This is a genomic window from Streptomyces sp. NBC_01549 (assembly GCF_026339955.1).
Taxonomy (GTDB): domain Bacteria; phylum Actinomycetota; class Actinomycetes; order Streptomycetales; family Streptomycetaceae; genus Streptomyces.
In genome coordinates this window covers 574,042-591,571 of the sequence record NZ_JAPEPW010000003.1, presented here as the reverse complement: position 1 = coordinate 591,571, position 17,530 = coordinate 574,042, and the positions used below count along the sequence as shown (strand labels likewise).

At 67.7% G+C, this 17,530-nt stretch carries 17 protein-coding genes and 3 pseudogenes; 11 read left to right on the top strand and 9 right to left on the bottom strand.

All coding sequences use genetic code 11. The features are described from left to right. Positions 1 to 40 precede the first annotated feature (40 nt). The 3 genes and pseudogenes from OG819_RS59325 to OG819_RS48960 all read right to left on the bottom strand — a co-directional run bounded on the left by OG819_RS59325 (position 41) and on the right by OG819_RS48960 (position 1,795). A pseudogene (locus OG819_RS59325) lies at positions 41 to 486 on the bottom strand (transposase). A gap of 54 nt (positions 487 to 540) precedes the next feature. Continuing rightward, positions 541 to 1,527: a CehA/McbA family metallohydrolase gene (locus OG819_RS48965; protein ID WP_266656166.1), complete on the bottom strand. Its 987-nt coding sequence runs from the start codon at positions 1,525 to 1,527 to the stop codon at positions 541 to 543. Between the two features lie 22 nt (positions 1,528 to 1,549). Beyond that, positions 1,550 to 1,795, bottom strand: a complete 246-nt coding sequence (locus OG819_RS48960) for a hypothetical protein (RefSeq protein ID WP_266638137.1) — start codon at positions 1,793 to 1,795, stop codon at positions 1,550 to 1,552. Between the two features lie 46 nt (positions 1,796 to 1,841). Here OG819_RS48960 and OG819_RS48955 point away from each other — a divergent pair, with 46 nt between their 5' ends. Continuing rightward, positions 1,842 to 2,132, top strand: a complete 291-nt coding sequence (locus tag OG819_RS48955) for a hypothetical protein (RefSeq protein WP_266638135.1) — start codon at positions 1,842 to 1,844, stop codon at positions 2,130 to 2,132. Between the two features lie 10 nt (positions 2,133 to 2,142). Here OG819_RS48955 and OG819_RS48950 read toward each other — a convergent pair whose 3' ends face one another. After that, entirely contained in the window at positions 2,143 to 2,532 is a 390-nt protein-coding gene (locus OG819_RS48950; protein ID WP_266656164.1) for a hypothetical protein, read from the bottom strand. 46 nt (positions 2,533 to 2,578) lie between these two features. On the opposite strand from OG819_RS48950, the pseudogene OG819_RS48945 reads away from it, so the two are divergent. Continuing rightward, positions 2,579 to 4,049: pseudogene (locus OG819_RS48945) on the top strand (IS3 family transposase). A 443-nt stretch (positions 4,050 to 4,492) separates the two neighbouring features. Here OG819_RS48945 and OG819_RS48940 read toward each other — a convergent pair. Continuing rightward, positions 4,493 to 5,791, bottom strand: coding sequence for an ISAs1 family transposase (locus OG819_RS48940; RefSeq protein WP_266650140.1), 1,299 nt, complete (start codon positions 5,789 to 5,791; stop codon positions 4,493 to 4,495). A 380-nt stretch (positions 5,792 to 6,171) separates the two neighbouring features. On the opposite strand from OG819_RS48940, the gene ltrA reads away from it, so the two are divergent. After that, positions 6,172 to 7,527 (top strand): group II intron reverse transcriptase/maturase, encoded by a 1,356-nt coding sequence (gene ltrA / locus OG819_RS48935; RefSeq protein ID WP_323139453.1) that lies wholly within the window; start codon positions 6,172 to 6,174, stop codon positions 7,525 to 7,527. A gap of 464 nt (positions 7,528 to 7,991) precedes the next feature. On the opposite strand, the gene OG819_RS48930 is transcribed toward ltrA, so the two are convergent. Next, positions 7,992 to 8,804: a hypothetical protein gene (locus OG819_RS48930; protein ID WP_266638103.1), complete on the bottom strand. Its 813-nt coding sequence runs from the start codon at positions 8,802 to 8,804 to the stop codon at positions 7,992 to 7,994. 185 nt (positions 8,805 to 8,989) lie between these two features. On the opposite strand from OG819_RS48930, the gene OG819_RS48925 reads away from it, so the two are divergent. Beyond that, positions 8,990 to 9,601, top strand: coding sequence for a hypothetical protein (locus tag OG819_RS48925; protein WP_266656162.1), 612 nt, complete (start codon positions 8,990 to 8,992; stop codon positions 9,599 to 9,601). Between the two features lie 161 nt (positions 9,602 to 9,762). Here OG819_RS48925 and OG819_RS48920 read toward each other — a convergent pair whose 3' ends face one another. Both OG819_RS48920 and OG819_RS48915 read right to left on the bottom strand, forming a co-directional pair. Then, positions 9,763 to 10,185, bottom strand: coding sequence for a hypothetical protein (locus tag OG819_RS48920; RefSeq protein WP_266656160.1), 423 nt, complete (start codon positions 10,183 to 10,185; stop codon positions 9,763 to 9,765). Beyond that, positions 10,182 to 10,880, bottom strand: coding sequence for a hypothetical protein (locus OG819_RS48915; RefSeq protein ID WP_266638097.1), 699 nt, complete (start codon positions 10,878 to 10,880; stop codon positions 10,182 to 10,184). The genes OG819_RS48920 and OG819_RS48915 overlap by 4 nt, the downstream gene beginning before the upstream one ends. 74 nt (positions 10,881 to 10,954) lie before the next feature. Between OG819_RS48915 and OG819_RS48910 the strand changes: the two genes are divergently transcribed. Then, on the top strand, positions 10,955 to 11,821 hold the full coding sequence (locus OG819_RS48910) for an alpha/beta fold hydrolase (protein ID WP_266656158.1): 867 nt from the start codon (positions 10,955 to 10,957) through the stop codon (positions 11,819 to 11,821). 335 nt (positions 11,822 to 12,156) lie between these two features. Here OG819_RS48910 and OG819_RS48905 read toward each other — a convergent pair whose 3' ends face one another. Beyond that, positions 12,157 to 12,558 (bottom strand): hypothetical protein, encoded by a 402-nt coding sequence (locus OG819_RS48905; protein ID WP_266656156.1) that lies wholly within the window; start codon positions 12,556 to 12,558, stop codon positions 12,157 to 12,159. A gap of 98 nt (positions 12,559 to 12,656) precedes the next feature. On the opposite strand from OG819_RS48905, the gene OG819_RS48900 reads away from it, so the two are divergent. The 6 genes and pseudogenes from OG819_RS48900 to OG819_RS48875 all read left to right on the top strand — a co-directional run bounded on the left by OG819_RS48900 (position 12,657) and on the right by OG819_RS48875 (position 17,451). Then, a complete protein-coding gene (locus OG819_RS48900; RefSeq protein WP_266656154.1) occupies positions 12,657 to 13,100 on the top strand; it encodes a pyridoxamine 5'-phosphate oxidase family protein in 444 nt (147 codons plus the stop codon). A 211-nt stretch (positions 13,101 to 13,311) separates the two neighbouring features. Next, entirely contained in the window at positions 13,312 to 14,793 is a 1,482-nt protein-coding gene (locus OG819_RS48895) for an amino acid permease (RefSeq protein ID WP_266656152.1), read from the top strand. Between the two features lie 52 nt (positions 14,794 to 14,845). After that, positions 14,846 to 16,069: an arginine deiminase gene (locus tag OG819_RS48890; RefSeq protein WP_266656150.1), complete on the top strand. Its 1,224-nt coding sequence runs from the start codon at positions 14,846 to 14,848 to the stop codon at positions 16,067 to 16,069. Between the two features lie 80 nt (positions 16,070 to 16,149). Continuing rightward, positions 16,150 to 16,388, top strand: a pseudogene (locus OG819_RS48885) (ornithine carbamoyltransferase subunit F); the annotation flags it as partial. A gap of 16 nt (positions 16,389 to 16,404) precedes the next feature. Further along, on the top strand, positions 16,405 to 16,524 hold the full coding sequence (locus OG819_RS48880) for a hypothetical protein (RefSeq protein ID WP_266656529.1): 120 nt from the start codon (positions 16,405 to 16,407) through the stop codon (positions 16,522 to 16,524). Positions 16,525 to 16,527: 3 nt separating this feature from the next. Beyond that, positions 16,528 to 17,451, top strand: a complete 924-nt coding sequence (locus tag OG819_RS48875) for a carbamate kinase (protein ID WP_266652325.1) — start codon at positions 16,528 to 16,530, stop codon at positions 17,449 to 17,451. Positions 17,452 to 17,530 lie beyond the last annotated feature (79 nt).

The window sequence follows — 17,530 nt, the reverse complement described above, 5'->3', positions numbered from 1 at the left end:
GACAGCACGACAGGCCACTACTCCCACGGGATCGTCGACCCTATGCCCGACCAGCGAAAACGCAGTCTTCAACTCCGGAAAGACAACGGCTTCTCAGGCAGCGTTTTGCTTCCCGGGGTGTCTTTCCTTCTGCGAGTTTGGCCTGGTAGTAGGTGTGGCCCCGGGTGCCCGGCATGCGGATCTGTGTGATGGCGACGGTGTGAAGTGCCGCGTTGAGCTGGCGGTCGCCGCGCCTGGACAGGCGGTGGCGTGCGCGGTCCGCGCTGGCGATCTCGATGGGAGCGTGCCGGCGTACTGGGCGAAAGCGCCGGCGGTCGGGAAGCGGGTGGGGTTCCCGGTCCGGCCCAGGAGTCGGGCAGCGGTCACGACTCCGATGCTCCCTGCCCATGCCTTCACCGTACGACTGATCGAACGCTCACCAGAGCCACTCGGCAAGGGCTGGCACGCCGCAGACGGCCTTCCGGGCAGCGAGCCGCGTCCGTCCATCGTACGGGTGCAGACGGCAACCAGAGGGTGAGCGAAGAATCAGGCGTCCGAAGTTCAGGCCAAGATGATCGGGTTGCTGAGCGCTGCCATGTGGTCATTCGCGTCGCGAACCTCGGTGCGAATGAATGCCGACTCCCCGGCGCTGATGTGCCACTCCACGGTGCCCGACCCTGTGTCGGGCAACGATTCGCCGTACACCTTTCCCTTCTCGGTGTGGAGGCTGACAGTGCCGCCGGGCACGGCGCGTACGTCAACTCGCGCGACGGCTGGCTCATCGCCGATCTTCAACCGCTCACCGATCCCAGCACTACGATCACCGGCAGAGACTGTGAACGACAGCTCGATGGCGTCCGAGCCGGCGATCCAGCTGTGACCAGCGCGGATACCGGCAAGGATCGCGTTGACACTCAGCTCGTCCGCCAGCACGACGGTGTGCGGGCTGCCGATCTGGTTCTCCAGGTGGGTATCGCTGTTTCCTATCGCAGGCCGCCACCGTCCGGCGCAGATCTCCGCGGCCAGACTGCGTCCCCACTCGGCCAAGGCCGCCTCATTGTCCGCCTGCCATGGCACATCCGAACTCCACTGCCCATTCCACACCTCAACCACGTCGAAGCCCTGATACGGGTACATGAACGTGCCCGAGGCGTACGGCGCGTGCGGATGAGCCGCCGCACAGAGCCCACCGGACCGGTGAACCTCATCCAGATGCCGGTCGACCACGTTGTCCCGCACGCCATAGCGCCAGTCAACTATCTGACCTGGGCGGACCCCCAGCGCGAGCCAGTGTCCGGTCCGCGTGGCGACCTCTTGGCCCAAGATCACCAGCAGATCGTCGCCGATGTGCTGGCTCCAGGCGTCATGCGTCTCGGGAGTGTTGTGCTCGGTGGTCGCAAGGAAATCAAGTCCCGCCGCACGGGCGCCGGCCACAAGCTGTGCCGGCGTCAGCTCGCCGCTGTCCGAGGACACCGAATGCACATGGCAGTCACCTCGGTACCAGCCACGCCCGCGATCGGCCACCCGCGTCGGCGGGAACTGAGACACCTGAAAACCTCTTCCCGCTTTGTCACCCGTATCCATTCCAGCAGCCTAGTTCTGCCAGCGGGCACCCCGGCGGTGCGTCCACCACCAGACGCCACGTGGCGTTCGCCGGCCTGACGCCGGACTGCTCCAGCGCGTCAGCCAGCTTGACGAATCCCTTGCTGCGCCAGACCACTTCGAGGAACTTGCCCAGCGCTGCCTTGTCCTCCCACAGCTCTTGCGCGGTACTGATGATCAGCGACTTTAGGTGTTCCGACTGGCTCGCTGCCACGGCTTTCCCCTCCTGGTCATCGGAACGATCAGCCAACCAACCAGCGTTGATCGCCCGCAAGACCGCCTCGGTTTCACGCGTGAAGGTGAACCGGGCGGTCCGCCACCATCGCGCACACAAGGTGAAGGCCGCCTCCGGCAGTTGGCAGCGCGATGCCCGGCACCGAAACGGTGCCGGGCATCGCGCTGCCGGGAGGGGCGGCAGTGGTGCGGTCCCGGTCCACGAGATGCCGAAGAAGACCACAGTCAGGAAGACCGCGAAGAAGGCGCCCGCCAAGAAGACTGTGAAGAAGTCTGCGACGGCGAAGAAGCCGGTCCGGCGGCAACAGGGCGCGTAGGTGTTGCGGGTCAGGACGTTGGTGACGGCGCATAGTGGTGGGCAAGATTGGTGGCGAGGTCGCGGAGGTGAGCCCTGGCTTCGGTGGGGCCGTGCACAGTGATGGCGCTCCCGAACGGCAGTAGTGCTCGCACGTCCTCCAGATGCAGGAAGCGGATCGTTACCTTGTGGCCGGTGGGGGATTCTTCATGGTCGTCCGGGACGAGTCGTTGGCCAAAGATCCGTTGCGCTCGCTCGATCTGGGTCTGGTCGATGGTGGCGCTGACCTCTATCGCGTGGTTGTGCTCCCACTGATCAATGAGCGCTGCAGCGACGGTGGCCAGGGTCTGGTTCTCGCGGATCCGTCGTGGCTGGTCGACTTCTTTCCACCCCTCTCTGTCAAAGTAGATCGAGTCAGGCATACTGGATGATTCATTGAGTCGAGGGCGGAGAAGGAGTAGTGCCCGGGTGGCCAGCACGAATGACCACGGGACCCCTGATCCGCAGGTAGAAGCCCGTTCGGCCGGTCCGCGCCGGTATACCGCGGAGTACAAGGCGAGGATCCTCGCGGAGTACGAGACGTTGGACAAGAAGGGCAAGGGTGCTCTGCTGCGGCGGGAGGGCCTGTATTCGTCGCTGATCACGACGTGGCGGCAACAGCGGGACAAGGGTGCCCTGGACGCGCTCGCCGCGTCGGCCGGACGGCCGAAGGCGGACCCCAGGGACAAGGAGATCGAGAAGCTCAAGGCGGAGAAAGCCCGCCTGGAAGCCGACCTCGCGAAGGCCCGCACCGCCATCGAGGTCCAGGGAAACTCTCCGCGCTGCTCGACCAGTTCGCCACGGACAGCGCCCCGACCCGGAACGGCGAGAAGAACCAGTGACCGAAGCCCAGCTCGCGGCCGTGGCGTTCAACACCGCCCGCAATCAGGCCCTTGAAGAGCTCAGCGGGCTGGTCGGACGCGTCCAGGCATGCGCCGCTCTCGGCGTGAGCCGTGCCACCTACTACCGCCAACACCGCCGAAGCCCCGCCCCGGCCAAGCCGCGGCCAGAACGGCGCCGACACGCCCGCGCTCTCACACCCGAGGAGGAGATACGGGTCCTCGACGTGCTCCATTCCCTGGAGTTCGCCGACATGGCGCCCGCCGAGATCTACGCGGTGCTCCTGGACCGGGGTGTCTACCTGTGCTCGGAGTCGACGATGTACCGGCTCCTGCGACGGCATGGCGAGGTCCGTGAACGCCGCCGCCAGGCCGTCCACCCGCCCCGGACCGTTCCCGAGCTGGTCGCCGAGGGCCCGAACCGGGTATGGAGCTGGGACATCACGAAGCTGAAGGGGCCGGTCAAGGGCGTCTACTACTGCCTCTACACGATCATCGACATCTTCAGCCGCTACACGGTCGGCTGGATGATCGCCGCCCACGAGAACAAGGACCTCGCCGAGCGGTTCCTGTCCGAGTCGATCGCCAAGTACGGTATCGAACCAGGGCAGTTGACGATCCACTCGGACCGCGGGTCCCCGATGGTCGCGCAGAACGTCGCCCAGATGATGGCCCATCTCGGCGTCACCAAGTCGCATTCGCGGCCGAAGACGTCGAACGACAACCCGTACAGCGAGAGCCAGTACAAGACCCTGAAATACCGGCACGACTTTCCCGAGCGTTTCGGATCCCTCGAGGACGCCCGGGCGTGGTGCACCCAGTTCTTCACCTGGTACAACGAAGAGCATCGGCACTCCGGGATCGGCCTGCACACGCCCTACGACGTGCACTTCGGTCTCGCCGAGCAGCTCCGCGAGATGCGTGCCGACGTCCTCCAGACGGTCTACGCGAAGCACCCCGAACGCTTCGTCCGCAAACCACCCGAGCCTCCCAAGCTCCCCGCAGCGGCCTGGATCAACCAGCCGGCACCAGACGGCCCACTGATCCCAGCACAGCGTTAGAACGATCTACCTGCCTTGATCGCTTTGACAGGTTCCGTCTCGAAGAAACGGGTCTGGGCGCCTGCGGGGTGTCGGGGTCGACGCCTGGGAAAATCCTCCGCGGGGCATCTTGAGCCAGCAACTCGCACCGGCCCGGCCAGCGGCGCCGGTGATGGTGAAAGGCATCAGGTCGGTACGTCGGTGCTGCCGGGTGGCGCCGTGCCAGCAGATGCCGAGTAGCGGGGCGCTGAAGTCGATGACGGCCCAGCGTAGAAGCGGCCCTTCGCTCCGGATCCGGCGCAGAGCTCCCGGCCGGGACCGCGCAGGCGCGAGCGAGACGTTCGGTACTCGGGAGTGGCGAAGGCCACGGAAGATGATCTCGGACCTGGAGCGGTTGTCGAAGAACCTCCCGGTGTAACACGGCCCCGGCGTTGTTCGGTTGTGTCCGGCTTCGTGGTAGTTGATCAGATGCCGTAGACGGCGAAGGCGTCGTTGTGGTTGAGGAGATCGCGGCGGGCGTGGGCGATGTTGGCTCGTCCGGCCAGGCGGAGCGTGCTGATGCCCAGGTTGCGGAAGCTGGCCAGTGCTCGGGGTGCGGTGCCGGTCCTGACCTGGGAGTTGTCCTCATGGAAGGTGACGTCCCGCACCCAGTGGATCTTGTTTTCTATGGACCAGTGGACCCTCTCGTAGTGGTTGAGGTGAGCGGGGCCTGCGAGGTGGGCGGGCAGGCTGGTGACGCCGAAGACGATCTCCTTCCCGGTCCAGGTTCCGTCGAGGCCGCCGGTGTCACGGCGCAGGCGGAAGACCTGTCCCGCGCCGGGGAAGAGGGCGTCGTCGGCTTGGGCGGTGCGGATCGTGCGACGCTCGGTGCGCCCGTGCCCACGGTCGTCCTCGGCCTCGGTGGTCTCGGTCCACTCGGCGTCGGTACCGGCCAGCAGCGCCTGGGCGGCGGCGCGGGCCAGCGGCTGGTTCCCCTTCAGGATCAGGACGTAGTGGGCGTCGAGCCGGTCCGTGATCAGGTGGGCGGTCTTCTTCGTGGTGTGCAGGGCGTCCAGGGTGAACACCCGGCCGGACAAGGCGAGTTGGGCCAGCAGCATGCGGGCCGCCTCGCCCTCGCCGCGCTTGTCCGGAACCTGCCTCTGGCCGAGGACCGCGCCGCTGGCGTGGTCGACCGCCCCGACCAGGAAGACCCGCCCCGATTCGGTGCGGGCGCCGGTCAGGGCCTTGCCGTCGAGAGCCGCAGCGGGCAGCAGCCCGGCCGGCGCCGGGTGTTCCACGGCCCGCTGGGCGGCGCGGCGCTGTTCGCGCTCGATGGGCCCCGGGGTGTCCGGGACCTCGGGCGTCGGTGCCTTTCCGGTCGCGACGTCGGTGACGTATGCGCAGGTCGCCGCGTCCAGCACGTCGGCATCCAGGTCGGCGAGCACGCGGCGGAAGGTGCGCTCGCTGGGCACAAGGTACTGGCCGGCCAGCGGGTCGTACCGGGCGCCGAGGCGGGCCAGTTTGACCTGCGGGGCGCGGGCGGACCACTGCCAGATCGCGGTCATGGAGTCACCACCGACCACCAGCGTCGCGCACGCGGCCAGCACCAGGATCACCACCAGGGGATGCCGCCGCCCACGCTCCGCACGCCGGTCAGGGACCTGCCGCAACCTGCTGACCAGCGCGGATTCCACTGCCACAGGGTCGGCGGCGAGCTCGGCCTCCCACAGCGCGAGATCGGTGAGCTGGCCAAGGACAGGGCTGATCAGGGAGGATGCGGACACGAGCGCGGCTCCTGAGACGATCTTCTGGCGTAGGAACCTGAAAGATCATCAGAGGCCGCGCTCGTCTGGCAACTCACACCCCTCCCCCTGGGCAAACGACCCAAAACCCATCAAAGATCAACTACGCCGGGGCCGTGCCCGGTGTAAGGGGCGTGGAATGGTCGGAAGGTTGTCCTGGGAACTGGAGAGAGCCTCCTCGGCCCCGGGTATTGCGGCCCGGGAAGCGTGGCCTGCCTATAACCGGCAGAACCGGGAAATGGCGGGTTGTCGAGAGGCAGTCGGAGGGGGTCGTAGTAGTGACGATCGGCGGGACAACACAACCCGCTGGGAGCGAAGGACCCCACTTCGTCGACGCGATTCGCGAACAGGGAGGGGCCCGGATGAGTGCCGTTTCGGCTAGTTCCATCCGCCGGGAGGAAGGCGTCGCAGGACCAGGCCGCCGTCCTCTGGACAAGGTCCGATCCCTGCAACGGACGCTTTACCGCTGTGCCAAGCAAGAACCCGAACGCCGGTTTCACGCCCTGTATGGCCATGTCCACCGCATGGACGTTCTTCGGCGGGCGTGGGCCGGTGTGTGCGCAAACCGGGGTGCCCCCGGCGTGGACGGCATGACCGTCGACGCTGTGGAATCCTCGGGGGTGGATGCATTCCTCCAGGACCTTTCGCAGAGGCTGCGGACGCATACGTATCGTCCGGCACTGTTGCGGCGGGTTCAGATTCCCAAACCGGGGCGGCCGGGGGAGTTCCGGCCGCTTTCGATCCCCACGGTGGCGGACCGAGTGGTGATGACGGCTGCGAAACTGGTCCTTGAACCAGTATTCGAGGCACAGTTCACCGAGGCGAGCTATGGATTCCGGCCGAAGCGGTCCGCGTGCGAAGCAGTGCGTGTCGCCGCGAACCAGCGGCGGGAGTGGGTGTTCGAGGCCGATATCCGCGACTGCTTCGGCACGATCGGCCATGAGGCGCTGATGGCCCAGGTGGCACGGCGTGTGGTGGACCGGCCGATGCTGAAGCTGATCGGGGCATGGCTACGGATGGGAGTCCTGGAGGGCGGGGTGACCTCGCCTACCGGGGCGGGAACCCCTCAGGGCTCACCGATTTCCCCATTGCTGGCAAATATCGCGCTGCACGTTCTCGACGAGGCGTGGCAGAACGAAGGTCGCCGGCTGGGGGCGCTGGTGAGGTACTGCGATGATTTCGTAGTCCTGTCGCCAACAGAGCAACGGGCTGAACAGGTCCGTGAATTGGCGGCGCGAGTTCTGGAACGGCTCGGGATGCGATTGCACCCCGAGAAGACCGGCATCGTCTGCCTCACCCGAGGCGGGCAGGGCTTCGACTTTCTCGGCTTCCACCACCGGAAGATGGAGTCGTGGAAATGGCGGGGCAGTTACTACTTGCACCGCTGGCCTTCGGCCAGGGCGATGCGGGTGCTGCGGGATAAAGTCCGTGCGGTGACCGCTCGTTCGAGGACTGAGCGGCCGGTATCCGCCGTGGTAGCTGATCTCAACCCGGTCCTGCGGGGTTGGGCTGCGTATTTCCGTAACGGGAACTCCGGACGGAAGTTCAACGTGGTTGACGGCTATGTCCACGAGCGGCTGTCGATCTTCGCCAGCGCGAAACACGGACTTGCGGGCAGGAACTGGACCACCCGTTTTACTTATGGGTGGATCACTCGGCTCGGTGTCTACCGTCTTACCGGAAACGTGCACAGGGCGACGGCGCATGCCAGCCGGTGAACGATGTCGGAAAGCCGTGTGCGGGAGAACTGCATGCACGGTTTGAAGCGGCGGGGATTGGAAACGGAGCATCAGCCACCGCGCCAGTCACCGACCCTACTGAGCTGCTGTTGGACTGCACCGCTGGCCCATGGCTTTGGCAGCGGTTCGTGGCCCACTTGGCAATCAGGGCTGGACCCACCGGTGTTGACGGCAAGGTGATGTGAGGGAGTTTTGGCCCCACCGTCCTTGTTGCGGTCGGAGCATCGATGTGATCTCCGGTGGGAGGAGGCGTCGATGCGGCCGAAGTCCAAGGTCGATCTCTTGAGCGCGAGACCCCTCAGCCGCGACCAGGCGCGGCCTCATTCCGCACAGCAGGCCCCAGAGGTGCCCGTGCCAGGTGAACCGTCTCGTCCGCAGGGCCCGCTCGAACGCCGCGTCGTGGGCTGGCTCGTACTCGATGCATGCCGGCTCGGTGTTGCGCGTCAGCGGTGGTCGACGTAGGCGACGAGTCCGCCGACGGTCAGACCCACTGCGCATCCGTGGCGGAAGTATTGGTGGCGCATGCGCGGGGTGTACTGCGCGTCGGTCATCGCGTACGGTGCGCGGACCCCCAGTTCCACGCCGCACAGGCACACGACGTATCCGTGACGCAGGGCGGCGGCCTCCCACTCGGGGTCGTGCGGGACCCAGGTCCGGGAGTAGATCTCACCGTCGGGCGTCCGCAGTTCCAGCCTGGAGTAGGTGTCTCCGAAGTGCTGCCACGGTCCTGGCTGGTCATCGGGTATCTCGTGCAGTTCCCATCCGGGGATCGAGCGCAGGTCGGTGTAGCCGGGCGGCCTGCGTTTCATGCCGAAGTAGACCTCGTCGGGGTCGCGTCGCGGTGGTTCACGCATGCGCAGCTCGTCGAATATGGTGGGCCGCTTCTTGTCGAGGCAGACGCCGTCATCGTCGGATCGCGGCGGGTCGGGCAGGCGCAGGTCGGAGAATTCAGGCGGTAGGCGCTGCATGCCGAACAGGACGGCGCCTTCGATCTGCGGTTCCTTGGGTACCTCGTCGAGCGAGGCGGCCTGCGGCACCATGTACTGGATGCCATAGCCGCCCACGCTCGCGGCACGCCTGAACTCGAAGAGGGCAGCGGGCATGTGACGTGTCTGCGCGTGATCGAGGGTGACTGTGCCTTCCGCGGTCTCCAGACCCATCAGGACGCCCCCGAGCAGCAGCGCGGGGTCGTCGCAGAACAGGATCTGCCCGAGGTCGTCGACCTCTTCGTACTGACCGTACTGACGCCTGCTCATCTCCTTCACCTCTCCGGTTGGTTACCGTTCCGCGTCCGCGAAGCAGACGACTGGATGTTGAACCATCCTATTGAAGGATCGTTGAACAATCCATACATTGGAACGCGTGCACCACCAGGCCGGCGGTTTCATCGAGAACAGGGGTGAGGGTGAGCGCGGAGGAAGCAAGCCAAGGGCGGACAGGCGTGGGTCGGCGGGTGCTGGTGGGCGCCGCAAGCACCGGCGCAGCGTTGGCGCTGTGGGCGATCGTGCGTCTGATCGGGTGCACAGCCTTCGTCGCGCACGCCCCGTGGATCGACGCGCTGTGCGCGCTGGCGATCCTCCTCGGCTGCGTGTTCCTGTGCACGTGCTGGTACTTGGACCTCCGGTGGCTGCTGTGTGCGGTGTGCCTCTTCGGGGCGCTGTTCCTGCAGAACCTGGAGCTGGATCAGCAGGCACTGCACCAGCACGGGCGTACCGAACACGTCAGGGTCCGACAGATTCAGTGGTCCGCGGGCGACGGCACGGGTGCGAGCGTCCACCGCTACACAGTCACCGTCATCGACGGCCCACCGCTGGCTCCGATCGAGGAGAACGGGCTCATGGGCTGGAAGTGGGTGGTAGGCGGCACTTACACGGTGACCGTCGATCCGCAGGGCCGTGCCCCGCTCAGGCGAGGGGACAAGCCCGGGCCTCCGGTAATCCAGCAGTTCCTGCAGATCCCACTCGTCCTCGACCTGGCCTTCGCCCTGTGGCGGCCCGCAGGCCGACTCCTGCGCCGACAAGGTGTCCCGTCAGCCGGCCCCGCCCAGCCATAGGGGCTGTGATCGAGCGGCGCCCGGGCGCCGACGATCGCACCTGCTCTGGTCCCGGGAGTGTGGATGGTCGGCGACGGCCGCCATCGGACCGAACCACAAGATCAGCAACTGGCGGCTTTTGAGCTTACCTCGGCGATCCCCCAGTGGGCCCTTGAACGCAATCACGGGATCCGGTCGGGGCGAGGCTGGGACGGCAATGCCCTGACGGTGGCTCCGGGTTGGGACAGCGCACCACGCAGTTGCCGGTTCTCCACGGTCAACTGGTTGACAGCGCGTACGAGGTGGTCGACGTCGGTGCGCAGCTGGACCAGCTCCGTGGCGTCCTGCTGGCGGAGTTCCTTCAGTTTGACGATCTGCTTGCGCAGGCGGATCTCGGAGTCCGGGATCTGTCCGCGGGCCCTGACCTGCGCGTAGAAGTCGTTCTTGAGGTCGGGGTGGCGCTGGGTCAGTGCGTTGCGGGGTACGCCGGCTTCCAGGGCCAGGGCGACGACCGTCAGAGCGCCGTTGGAGTGCTGCGGCGTTCCTTGCAGGATGCGGTCCATGGCCGTGCGGATACGGTCGCGTTCGTCGGGTGCGGGGCTCATGCGGTTCCGTCCTGGAGGGTGACGCGGGTGCGATGGTGGGCGTCGGCCAGGTTGCGCAGGCGCTCGGCGTTGCCGCGCGGCCGCTCGCCGAGCGGGCCGGGCACGTGGGCTGCCCGCTGATCGAGCACGGTGGCGCGGCGTAGGAGGCTGGGGGCGTGCTGATCGGTGCGGGCGATGTTCGCGCAGGTGGGGACGCACTGGTCGAGACTGGGGGTGGCCTTGATGTCGCGGTGGCACAGGGCTTTGTCGCGCTTGTAGACGCACATCAACAGCGTGTTGGGGTTGTCGTAGGCGGCCAGTTGAGGGTTGGCGAGGATCTGGCGGGCCTGCCGGGCGGTGATGACGTTGCCGGTGTACTGGGCCGCGGTGGCGGCGGCCTTGATGGCCCGGCGGGCAGCGGGCCCGGAGATCCCGACGCCGTCCTCGAGAGCGGCGTTCAGGTCGGCGACGGTGTCGATGGTGGCGCGAGCGGTCTCGACGTCGAGGAGATCGTGGATGCCGTCCCGGCTGCGCGCGGCGTAGCCGGCTGCTACGGAAGTCCGCAGATGGCCGTACTGAATCGCGAGAGCGACCAGCCCGCCAGGCCGACGGGCGATGTGCCAAGCCAGATTGTGGACGGGGTTTGGGACTGACCGTTGACCGTTCCTGGTGCTGTTGAACGGGGCCTGGCGTCTTCTAGCAGATTTGGCTCCCACCGCAGATGCCCCGTGGGGTCCTAGGTTGCGCTTCTCACCCCGGAGACCTCAGCGGAGTGCAATAGTTTGGCGCCATGATCATGACCATGGTTGAGATGGATGATGGTGCACAGCTCCGGACCTGGACTACGGGCTCGGTGATCCTGCGTCGAGCTCCTGTGGTCCTGGTGCACGGCGGTCCAGGGGTCCGCGACTACCTCGCCCCGGTCGCCGACATCATCGACGACTTGTGTCTGGTCCATCGCTACGACCAGCGTGGCACCGGCGGATCACATTGGGAGGGAGAGCACACCATCGCCCGCCACGTTCACGATCTGACGTTGTTGCTCGATGCGTGGGGACACGAACAGGTTGTCCTGATGGGGCATTCATTCGGGACCGATCTGGCAAGCCACTTCCTGCTCGCCCATCCCGAGCGCGTGGCCGGGTTGATCCAGCTTGCCGGGCCTTTCCTGGAGCCGTGGCGGGAAGCCGACCGTGCAGCCCAGCGAGCACGGCGCTCTGACGAGCAACAGGCCAGGCTCGATGAACTCGATGCGATCGAGTTCCGCACTCACGCCGAGGAGATCGAATTCCTCGCGCTGTCATGGTTCACCGACCATGCCGATCGGGAATGCGCATGGGACTGGGCACTGGCATCAGCCCATACGCAGAGGCCCATCAACTACGTGATGAACAGCCAGCTCAACGTCGCGAAGAAGACCAATCCATTGGAATCGCATGTGGACGAACTTCGAGCGCACCTGCCACCCGGAGCGGTGATCATTGGCGGAGCCGGTGATTCTCGCCCAGCGGCTGCCCTGCGGCGTCTCGGAGCACAGATCAACTGCGAGGTCATCATCATCCCGGACGCTGGGCATGATCCTTGGCTGGAAGCACCAGAGCTGTTCGGCGCAACGCTCCGTGCCGCTGTGAAGCGTCAGCCCCAAACGGCCCGCTGACCGGCGGAGCCTTGGGATTCGGAAGGTCTTGTCCGTCAACCCCGACGACGGTGGTTGTTGATGTGGGCGACCTTCGTCCGAGCCTCCCACGCCTCCTCAAGCTGAGCGGCGCGGAGGGCGAGGAACTGGATCTGTGCGACGGCGAGCTTGAGCTGATCGTTCAGCTCCTGGTTCCTGCGGCGGAGCTTGGCGTTCCGGGCAGCGAGCCGACCCAGCTCGCGGCGGGTGCCGCTGGATGGCTCGGCCGGTTCAGATCGATGGTGACCGATCTCTGCGACGAGGGCGCGCGCGACGACGACGCCCGGTCGGCGGGCGATGATCTTGTGGCTTCTTGTTCAACGATGTGGGGCCCTGCTGCTGATGCTCGTGACGTTCGATGTCTCCTCCAGCGCCTCTTGGAGTCGTTCGTTGCGCAGGGCAAGGTTCTGGATCTGGGCAGCAGCGAGGGCGAGTTGAGTGGTCAGCTCACGGTTGTGCCGGCGGAGCTTCGCGTTGCGGGCGACGAGTCTGTCGTGCGCGGTCGGACCGCTGCGAGGGGTGGTGGGGGCGGCTCGGTGATCAGCGATCTCTCGTGCGATGTCGGGGTAGCGGCGGCGGAAGGTGGTGTTGGTCAGGTCGAGGCGGCGGGCCAGCATGAGGACGCTGGGCTGCTTGTTGGTCTCGCGGCAGGTGTCCAGCACCTCCAGGAGGTGCTTGCGGACCAGAGCCTCGGGCAGGTCGGGGACGTTGCGGGTCATGCCGGAACGGTTCCGGACCGACAGGCCCTCGCCCCGTCCCTCGCCGCCCCACAGGATAAAACGTGTACCGCTGTACCCCGTGAAAGTTGAACCCGGTGATGAATCCCAACGACGGCTTCCGTGAACTCGACCGCGAGGAGTGCCTGCGTCTGCTGGAGCGGGCACCGATCGGCCGCGTCGTCCACACGCGCCACGCCCTGCCCGCCGTCCTGCCGGTCAACTTCTCCTTGGACACCGATTCGGCGGTGCTGATGCGCACTTCGGCCGACTCGGAGCTGGCCGCCGCGATCGACGGCGTGGTGATCGCCTTCGAAGCGGACGAGGTGGATGCGACGGCGCACTCCGGCTGGAGTGTCCTGGTCACCGGCCGCGCGACGGTGGTGAGCGATCCCGCCGAGCACGGCCGCCTTGCCCGGACCGGCCTGCGCTCATGGGTGGCCTCACCCAAGGAGGTCTTCATCCGCATCGAGACCGAGCTGGTGACTGGCCGTCAACTCGTGGGAGGCCACACGATCTATGGGGTGGACCTGTCCTCCTCCTGACCAGACCTGCGCTACGCCAGCGGCCCCGTGTTCCGCCTCCCCGCCCATCGGGGAGGCGGAACACGGGGCCGTTCGGGACCTCCCTAACGGGACCAATGGCCCCGGTGGGGGACGGGTGGCCACTGACCACGATTGCGGCTGCCGAGCAGGATCGTGCACGGATCAAGTCATCCGCAGCCCGTCCCCAGCGACCCGCGCAAGGAACACAGCCATGTCCAACACCCAAAGAAGCGACGAAGGGCCGTCCCCCAGGGCGGCCCTCGGCCTTCACTCGGCGACCGCGCTCGTGATCGGCAGCATCATCGGCACCGGAGTCTTCGCACTCCCCTCGGCCCTGGCACCGTACGGGCCGATCTCGCTCGTGGCGTTCGGCGTCGTCACGCTCGGCGCGCTCGCGCTGGCGGTCACCTTCGGGGCGCTGTCGAAGCGCGTCCCGGCGAGCGGCGGGCCGTACGTCTACGCCCGTGAGGCCTTCGGCGAGTTCGCCGGCTTCCTCAACGCCTGGTCGTACTGGATCACCGCGTGGGCCGGGAATGCCGCCATCGTGGTCGCCTGGGTCGGTTACGTCGAGGTGTTCGTGAACACCGGCCACCGCACGGCGATGTCGGTGCTCATCGCGCTGGTCGGGCTGTGGATCCCGGCCGCGATCAACCTCACCGGCGTACGGAACATCGGCGCCTTCCAAGTGGTCACCACCGTACTGAAGTTCATCCCGCTGGTCTTCATGGCCACCATCGGCCTGCTGTTCATCGACCCGCACAACTTCGGTTCCTTCAACGCCAGTGGCCAGTCGGCGATGGGCGCGATCTCGGCCGCAGCGGCCATCGCCCTCTTCAGCTACCTGGGCCTGGAGGCCGCCTCCGTGGTCGCCGGCAGGGTCCGCGAGCCCGGCCGCAACGTGCCCCGCGCCACCGTGTACGGCACGCTCGCCTGCGCGGTCATCTACATCCTGGGCACCCTCGCCGTCTTCGGCACCGTCTCGCACGGCGAACTCGGCGCTTCCACCGCGCCGTTCACCGAAGCCGCCAACTACATCTTCGGCGGCACCTGGGCCGGCGACACGGTCGCGGTGGCCGCCATCATTTCCGGCATCGGCGCCCTCAACGGCTGGACCATGCTGTGCGCCGAGATGCCGTACGCCGCCGCCCGCGACGGACTCTTCCCCGGGGCCTTCGCGAAGCTGCGCGGCGAGAACGGCGTCCCGGTCTTCGGCATCGTCGCCCCCACCGTCCTCGCCTCGCTGATCACCGTGTTCAGCTACACGCGCTTCGACGACGTCTTCACCAAGATCGTGCTGCTGAGCGTGCTGACCGCCGTGATCCCGTACCTCTTCTCCGCCGCTGCCCAGCTGTACTGGCTGCTGGTCCGCGGCCGCGAGAACCTCAGCCCCCGGCGGCTTGCCCGTGACGTCACCTTTTCCGCGCTGGCGATGGCCTTCTCGTACTGGTCGATCCAGGGCAGCGGCTACCAGACCGTCTACTACGGGCTGTTCGTCCTGCTGCTCGGACTGCCGGTGTACGTGTGGCTGAAGCGGGGCCAAGGGGTGTACGGCGAGGAGTCGACGGCCCGCGAGTCTGTCTCCGAGGGCAGGGCTCCCGAGACCGCCGTCCCGCCGGCCAAGCGGATCTCCCGTGCAGTGCCCACGAGCCGCACCGGTGTCCTCCGGAGGAACCGCCTCCGCAACCGCGATTAACCGCGCCCCGAGCCACCCCCCGCACCCGTACGACCACAGGAGCAGCCCCGCCATGAACGCCACCACCACCTTCCACGTCGACTCCGAAGTCGGCCGCCTCCGCCAGGTGATCCTGCACCGCCCCGGCCTGGAACTCTCACGGCTGACCCCGCGCAACGTCGACGCCCTGCTCTTCGACGACATCCTCTGGGCCAAGCGGGCCCGCGAGGAGCACGACGCCTTCGCCCAGGTCCTGCGCGACCACGGAGCCCGTGTGCACTACTTCGCCGACCTGCTGGCCCAGACCCTCGACGTCCCGGAGGCGCGCGATTGGCTCCTGGACCGGGTCGTCACCCGCGCGAGTGTCGGCCCCGCCCTGCTGGACGCGGTGCGCGAGCGGTGCGCCGAGTTGGACGGCGAGACCCTCGCCGGCTATCTGATCGGCGGCATGCTCAAGAGCGATCTGCCGCTCGCCGCCCCGCACAGCCTGGTCTGGAACGCGCTCGACGCCGACGCCTTCGCGCTCGCCCCGCTGCCCAACCACCTCTTCCCGCGCGACAACTCCTGCTGGATGTACGACCGGTTGTCGGTCAACCCGATGGCCAAGCACGCCCGGCGGCGCGAGAGTCTGCACGCCGAGGCCATCTACCGGTTCCATCCGATGTTCGCCTCCGCCGCGCCCGAGCCAATCCTCGACGGCCCCGTGGGGACGCTCGAAGGCGGCGACGTGCACGTCCTCGGTAACGGCGCCGTCATGGTCGGCATGGGGGAGCGGACCACCGCCCAGGCCGTGGAGAACCTGGCCGCCCGGCTCTTCGCCGCCGGCACGGCCACCCGGCTGATCGCCGTCCAACTCACCGCCACCCGCGCGTACATGCACCTCGACACCGTGCTGACCATGCTCGACCGCGACGCCTTCGCCATCTACCCGGGCCTCGCCGACGCCCTGCGCTCGTGGACCCTGCGGCCCAGTGACGCCCACGCGACCGGCTTCGACGTCACCCCCAACTCCGACCTGGCGACCGCGCTCGCCGAGGCCCTCGACCTCGACAAGGTGCGGATGCTGTCCGCGCCGCAGGACATGGCGGGCGCCGAGCGCGAACAGTGGGACGACGGCAGCAACTTCCTCGCCCTCGCGCCCGGAGTCGTCGTCGGCTACGAGCGCAACGTCACCACCAACACCTACCTCCGCAAGCAGGGCATCGAGATCGTCACCATCGCCGGCGCCGAACTCGGCCGCGGTCGGGGCGGCCCGCGCTGCATGAGCTGCCCGATCGAACGCGACCCGGCCAACTGAGGACTGTCGTCGCCGACACGACCGTACGCCTCCACGACACCCCAGCCCCCGCCCTTACCCACCGCATCAGCGAGGAACCCATGACCACAGACCTGCGAGGCCGCTCCTACCTGAGCGAACTCGACTTCACCGCCGCCGAGATCCACCACCTTCTTCGACCTGGCCTCCGACCTGAAGGCGGCCAAGCGCTCCGGCACCGAACAGCCCCCGGCCGACCGGCGGGCATCTCGCGTTGATCTTCGAGAAGACCTCCACCCGCACCCGCTGCGCCTTCGAGGTCGCCGCCGACCAGGGCGCCGCCACCACCTACCTCGGCCCCGGCGACACCCTACGGTCTGGACGGCCTCGAAGTCACCGAAGAGGTCTTCTCCTCACCCGCCTCCGTCGTCTTCGACCAGGCCGAGAACCGCCTGCACACCATCAAGCCCGTACTCTTCGCCACTCTGGAGGACTGAGCCATGCGCATCGTCATCGCCCTCGGCGGCAACGCCCTGCTGCACCGCGGTGAACGCCCCGACGCGGCCGTCCAGGAGGCGAACATCGACCGGGTGACCACCGCGATAGCCGCCCTCGCCCACGAGCACGAGATCGTCATCACCCACGGCAACGGCCCCCAGATCGGGCTGCTCGCCGTCGAGAGCGCCACCGACCCCGCCCTGAGCACCCCCTACCCGCTGGACCTGCTCGGCGCCCAGACCCAGGGCATGATCGGCTCCCTGCTGGCCCGCACCCTGCACGACGCCCTGCCCGCACGGCGGATCGCCGCGCTGGTCACGCACACCCTTGTCCGCGCCGACGACCCGGCCTTCGACCACCCCACCAAGTTCGTCGGCCAGGTGTACCCCTACGGGATCGCGGCCACGCTCGCCCGCAAACGCGGCTGGCACATCGCCGCCGACACCACGGGCTGGCGCCGGGTCGTCCCCTCCCCGGCACCCGAACGTGTCCTGGAGACCGACACCGTCCACGAACTCCTGAACAGCGGCACGCTCGTCATCTGCGCCGGCGGCGGAGGGGTCCCGGTCACCGCCGATCCCGACACCGGCGCGCTCACCGGGGCCGAGGCCGTGATCGACAAGGACCTCACCGCGGCGTTGCTCGCCGAGGACCTCAAGGCCGACTTCCTGCTCATCCTCACCGACGTGCCCTGCGTCTACGCCGGCTACGGAACCCCCGACCAGCGGCCCGTCCTCGGCGCCACCCCCGCCGAACTGCGCCGCGGCGGCTTCCCCGACGGCTCGATGGGTCCCAAGACCGAGGCCGCCGCCCGATTCGTCGAACGCACCGGGGGACTGGCCGCGATCGGATCCCTGGACGCGGCGTACGAGATCGTCCACGGCAGGTCGGGCACCCTCATTCGGCCGGACCTGACCGTCGCCTGAGCGCCGGTGACCAGGGGGCCGAACGGCCCTCGCCGAAGGCCGGACGGCCGAGGCACGGGCCCTGCCCGGCCCTCGTGGC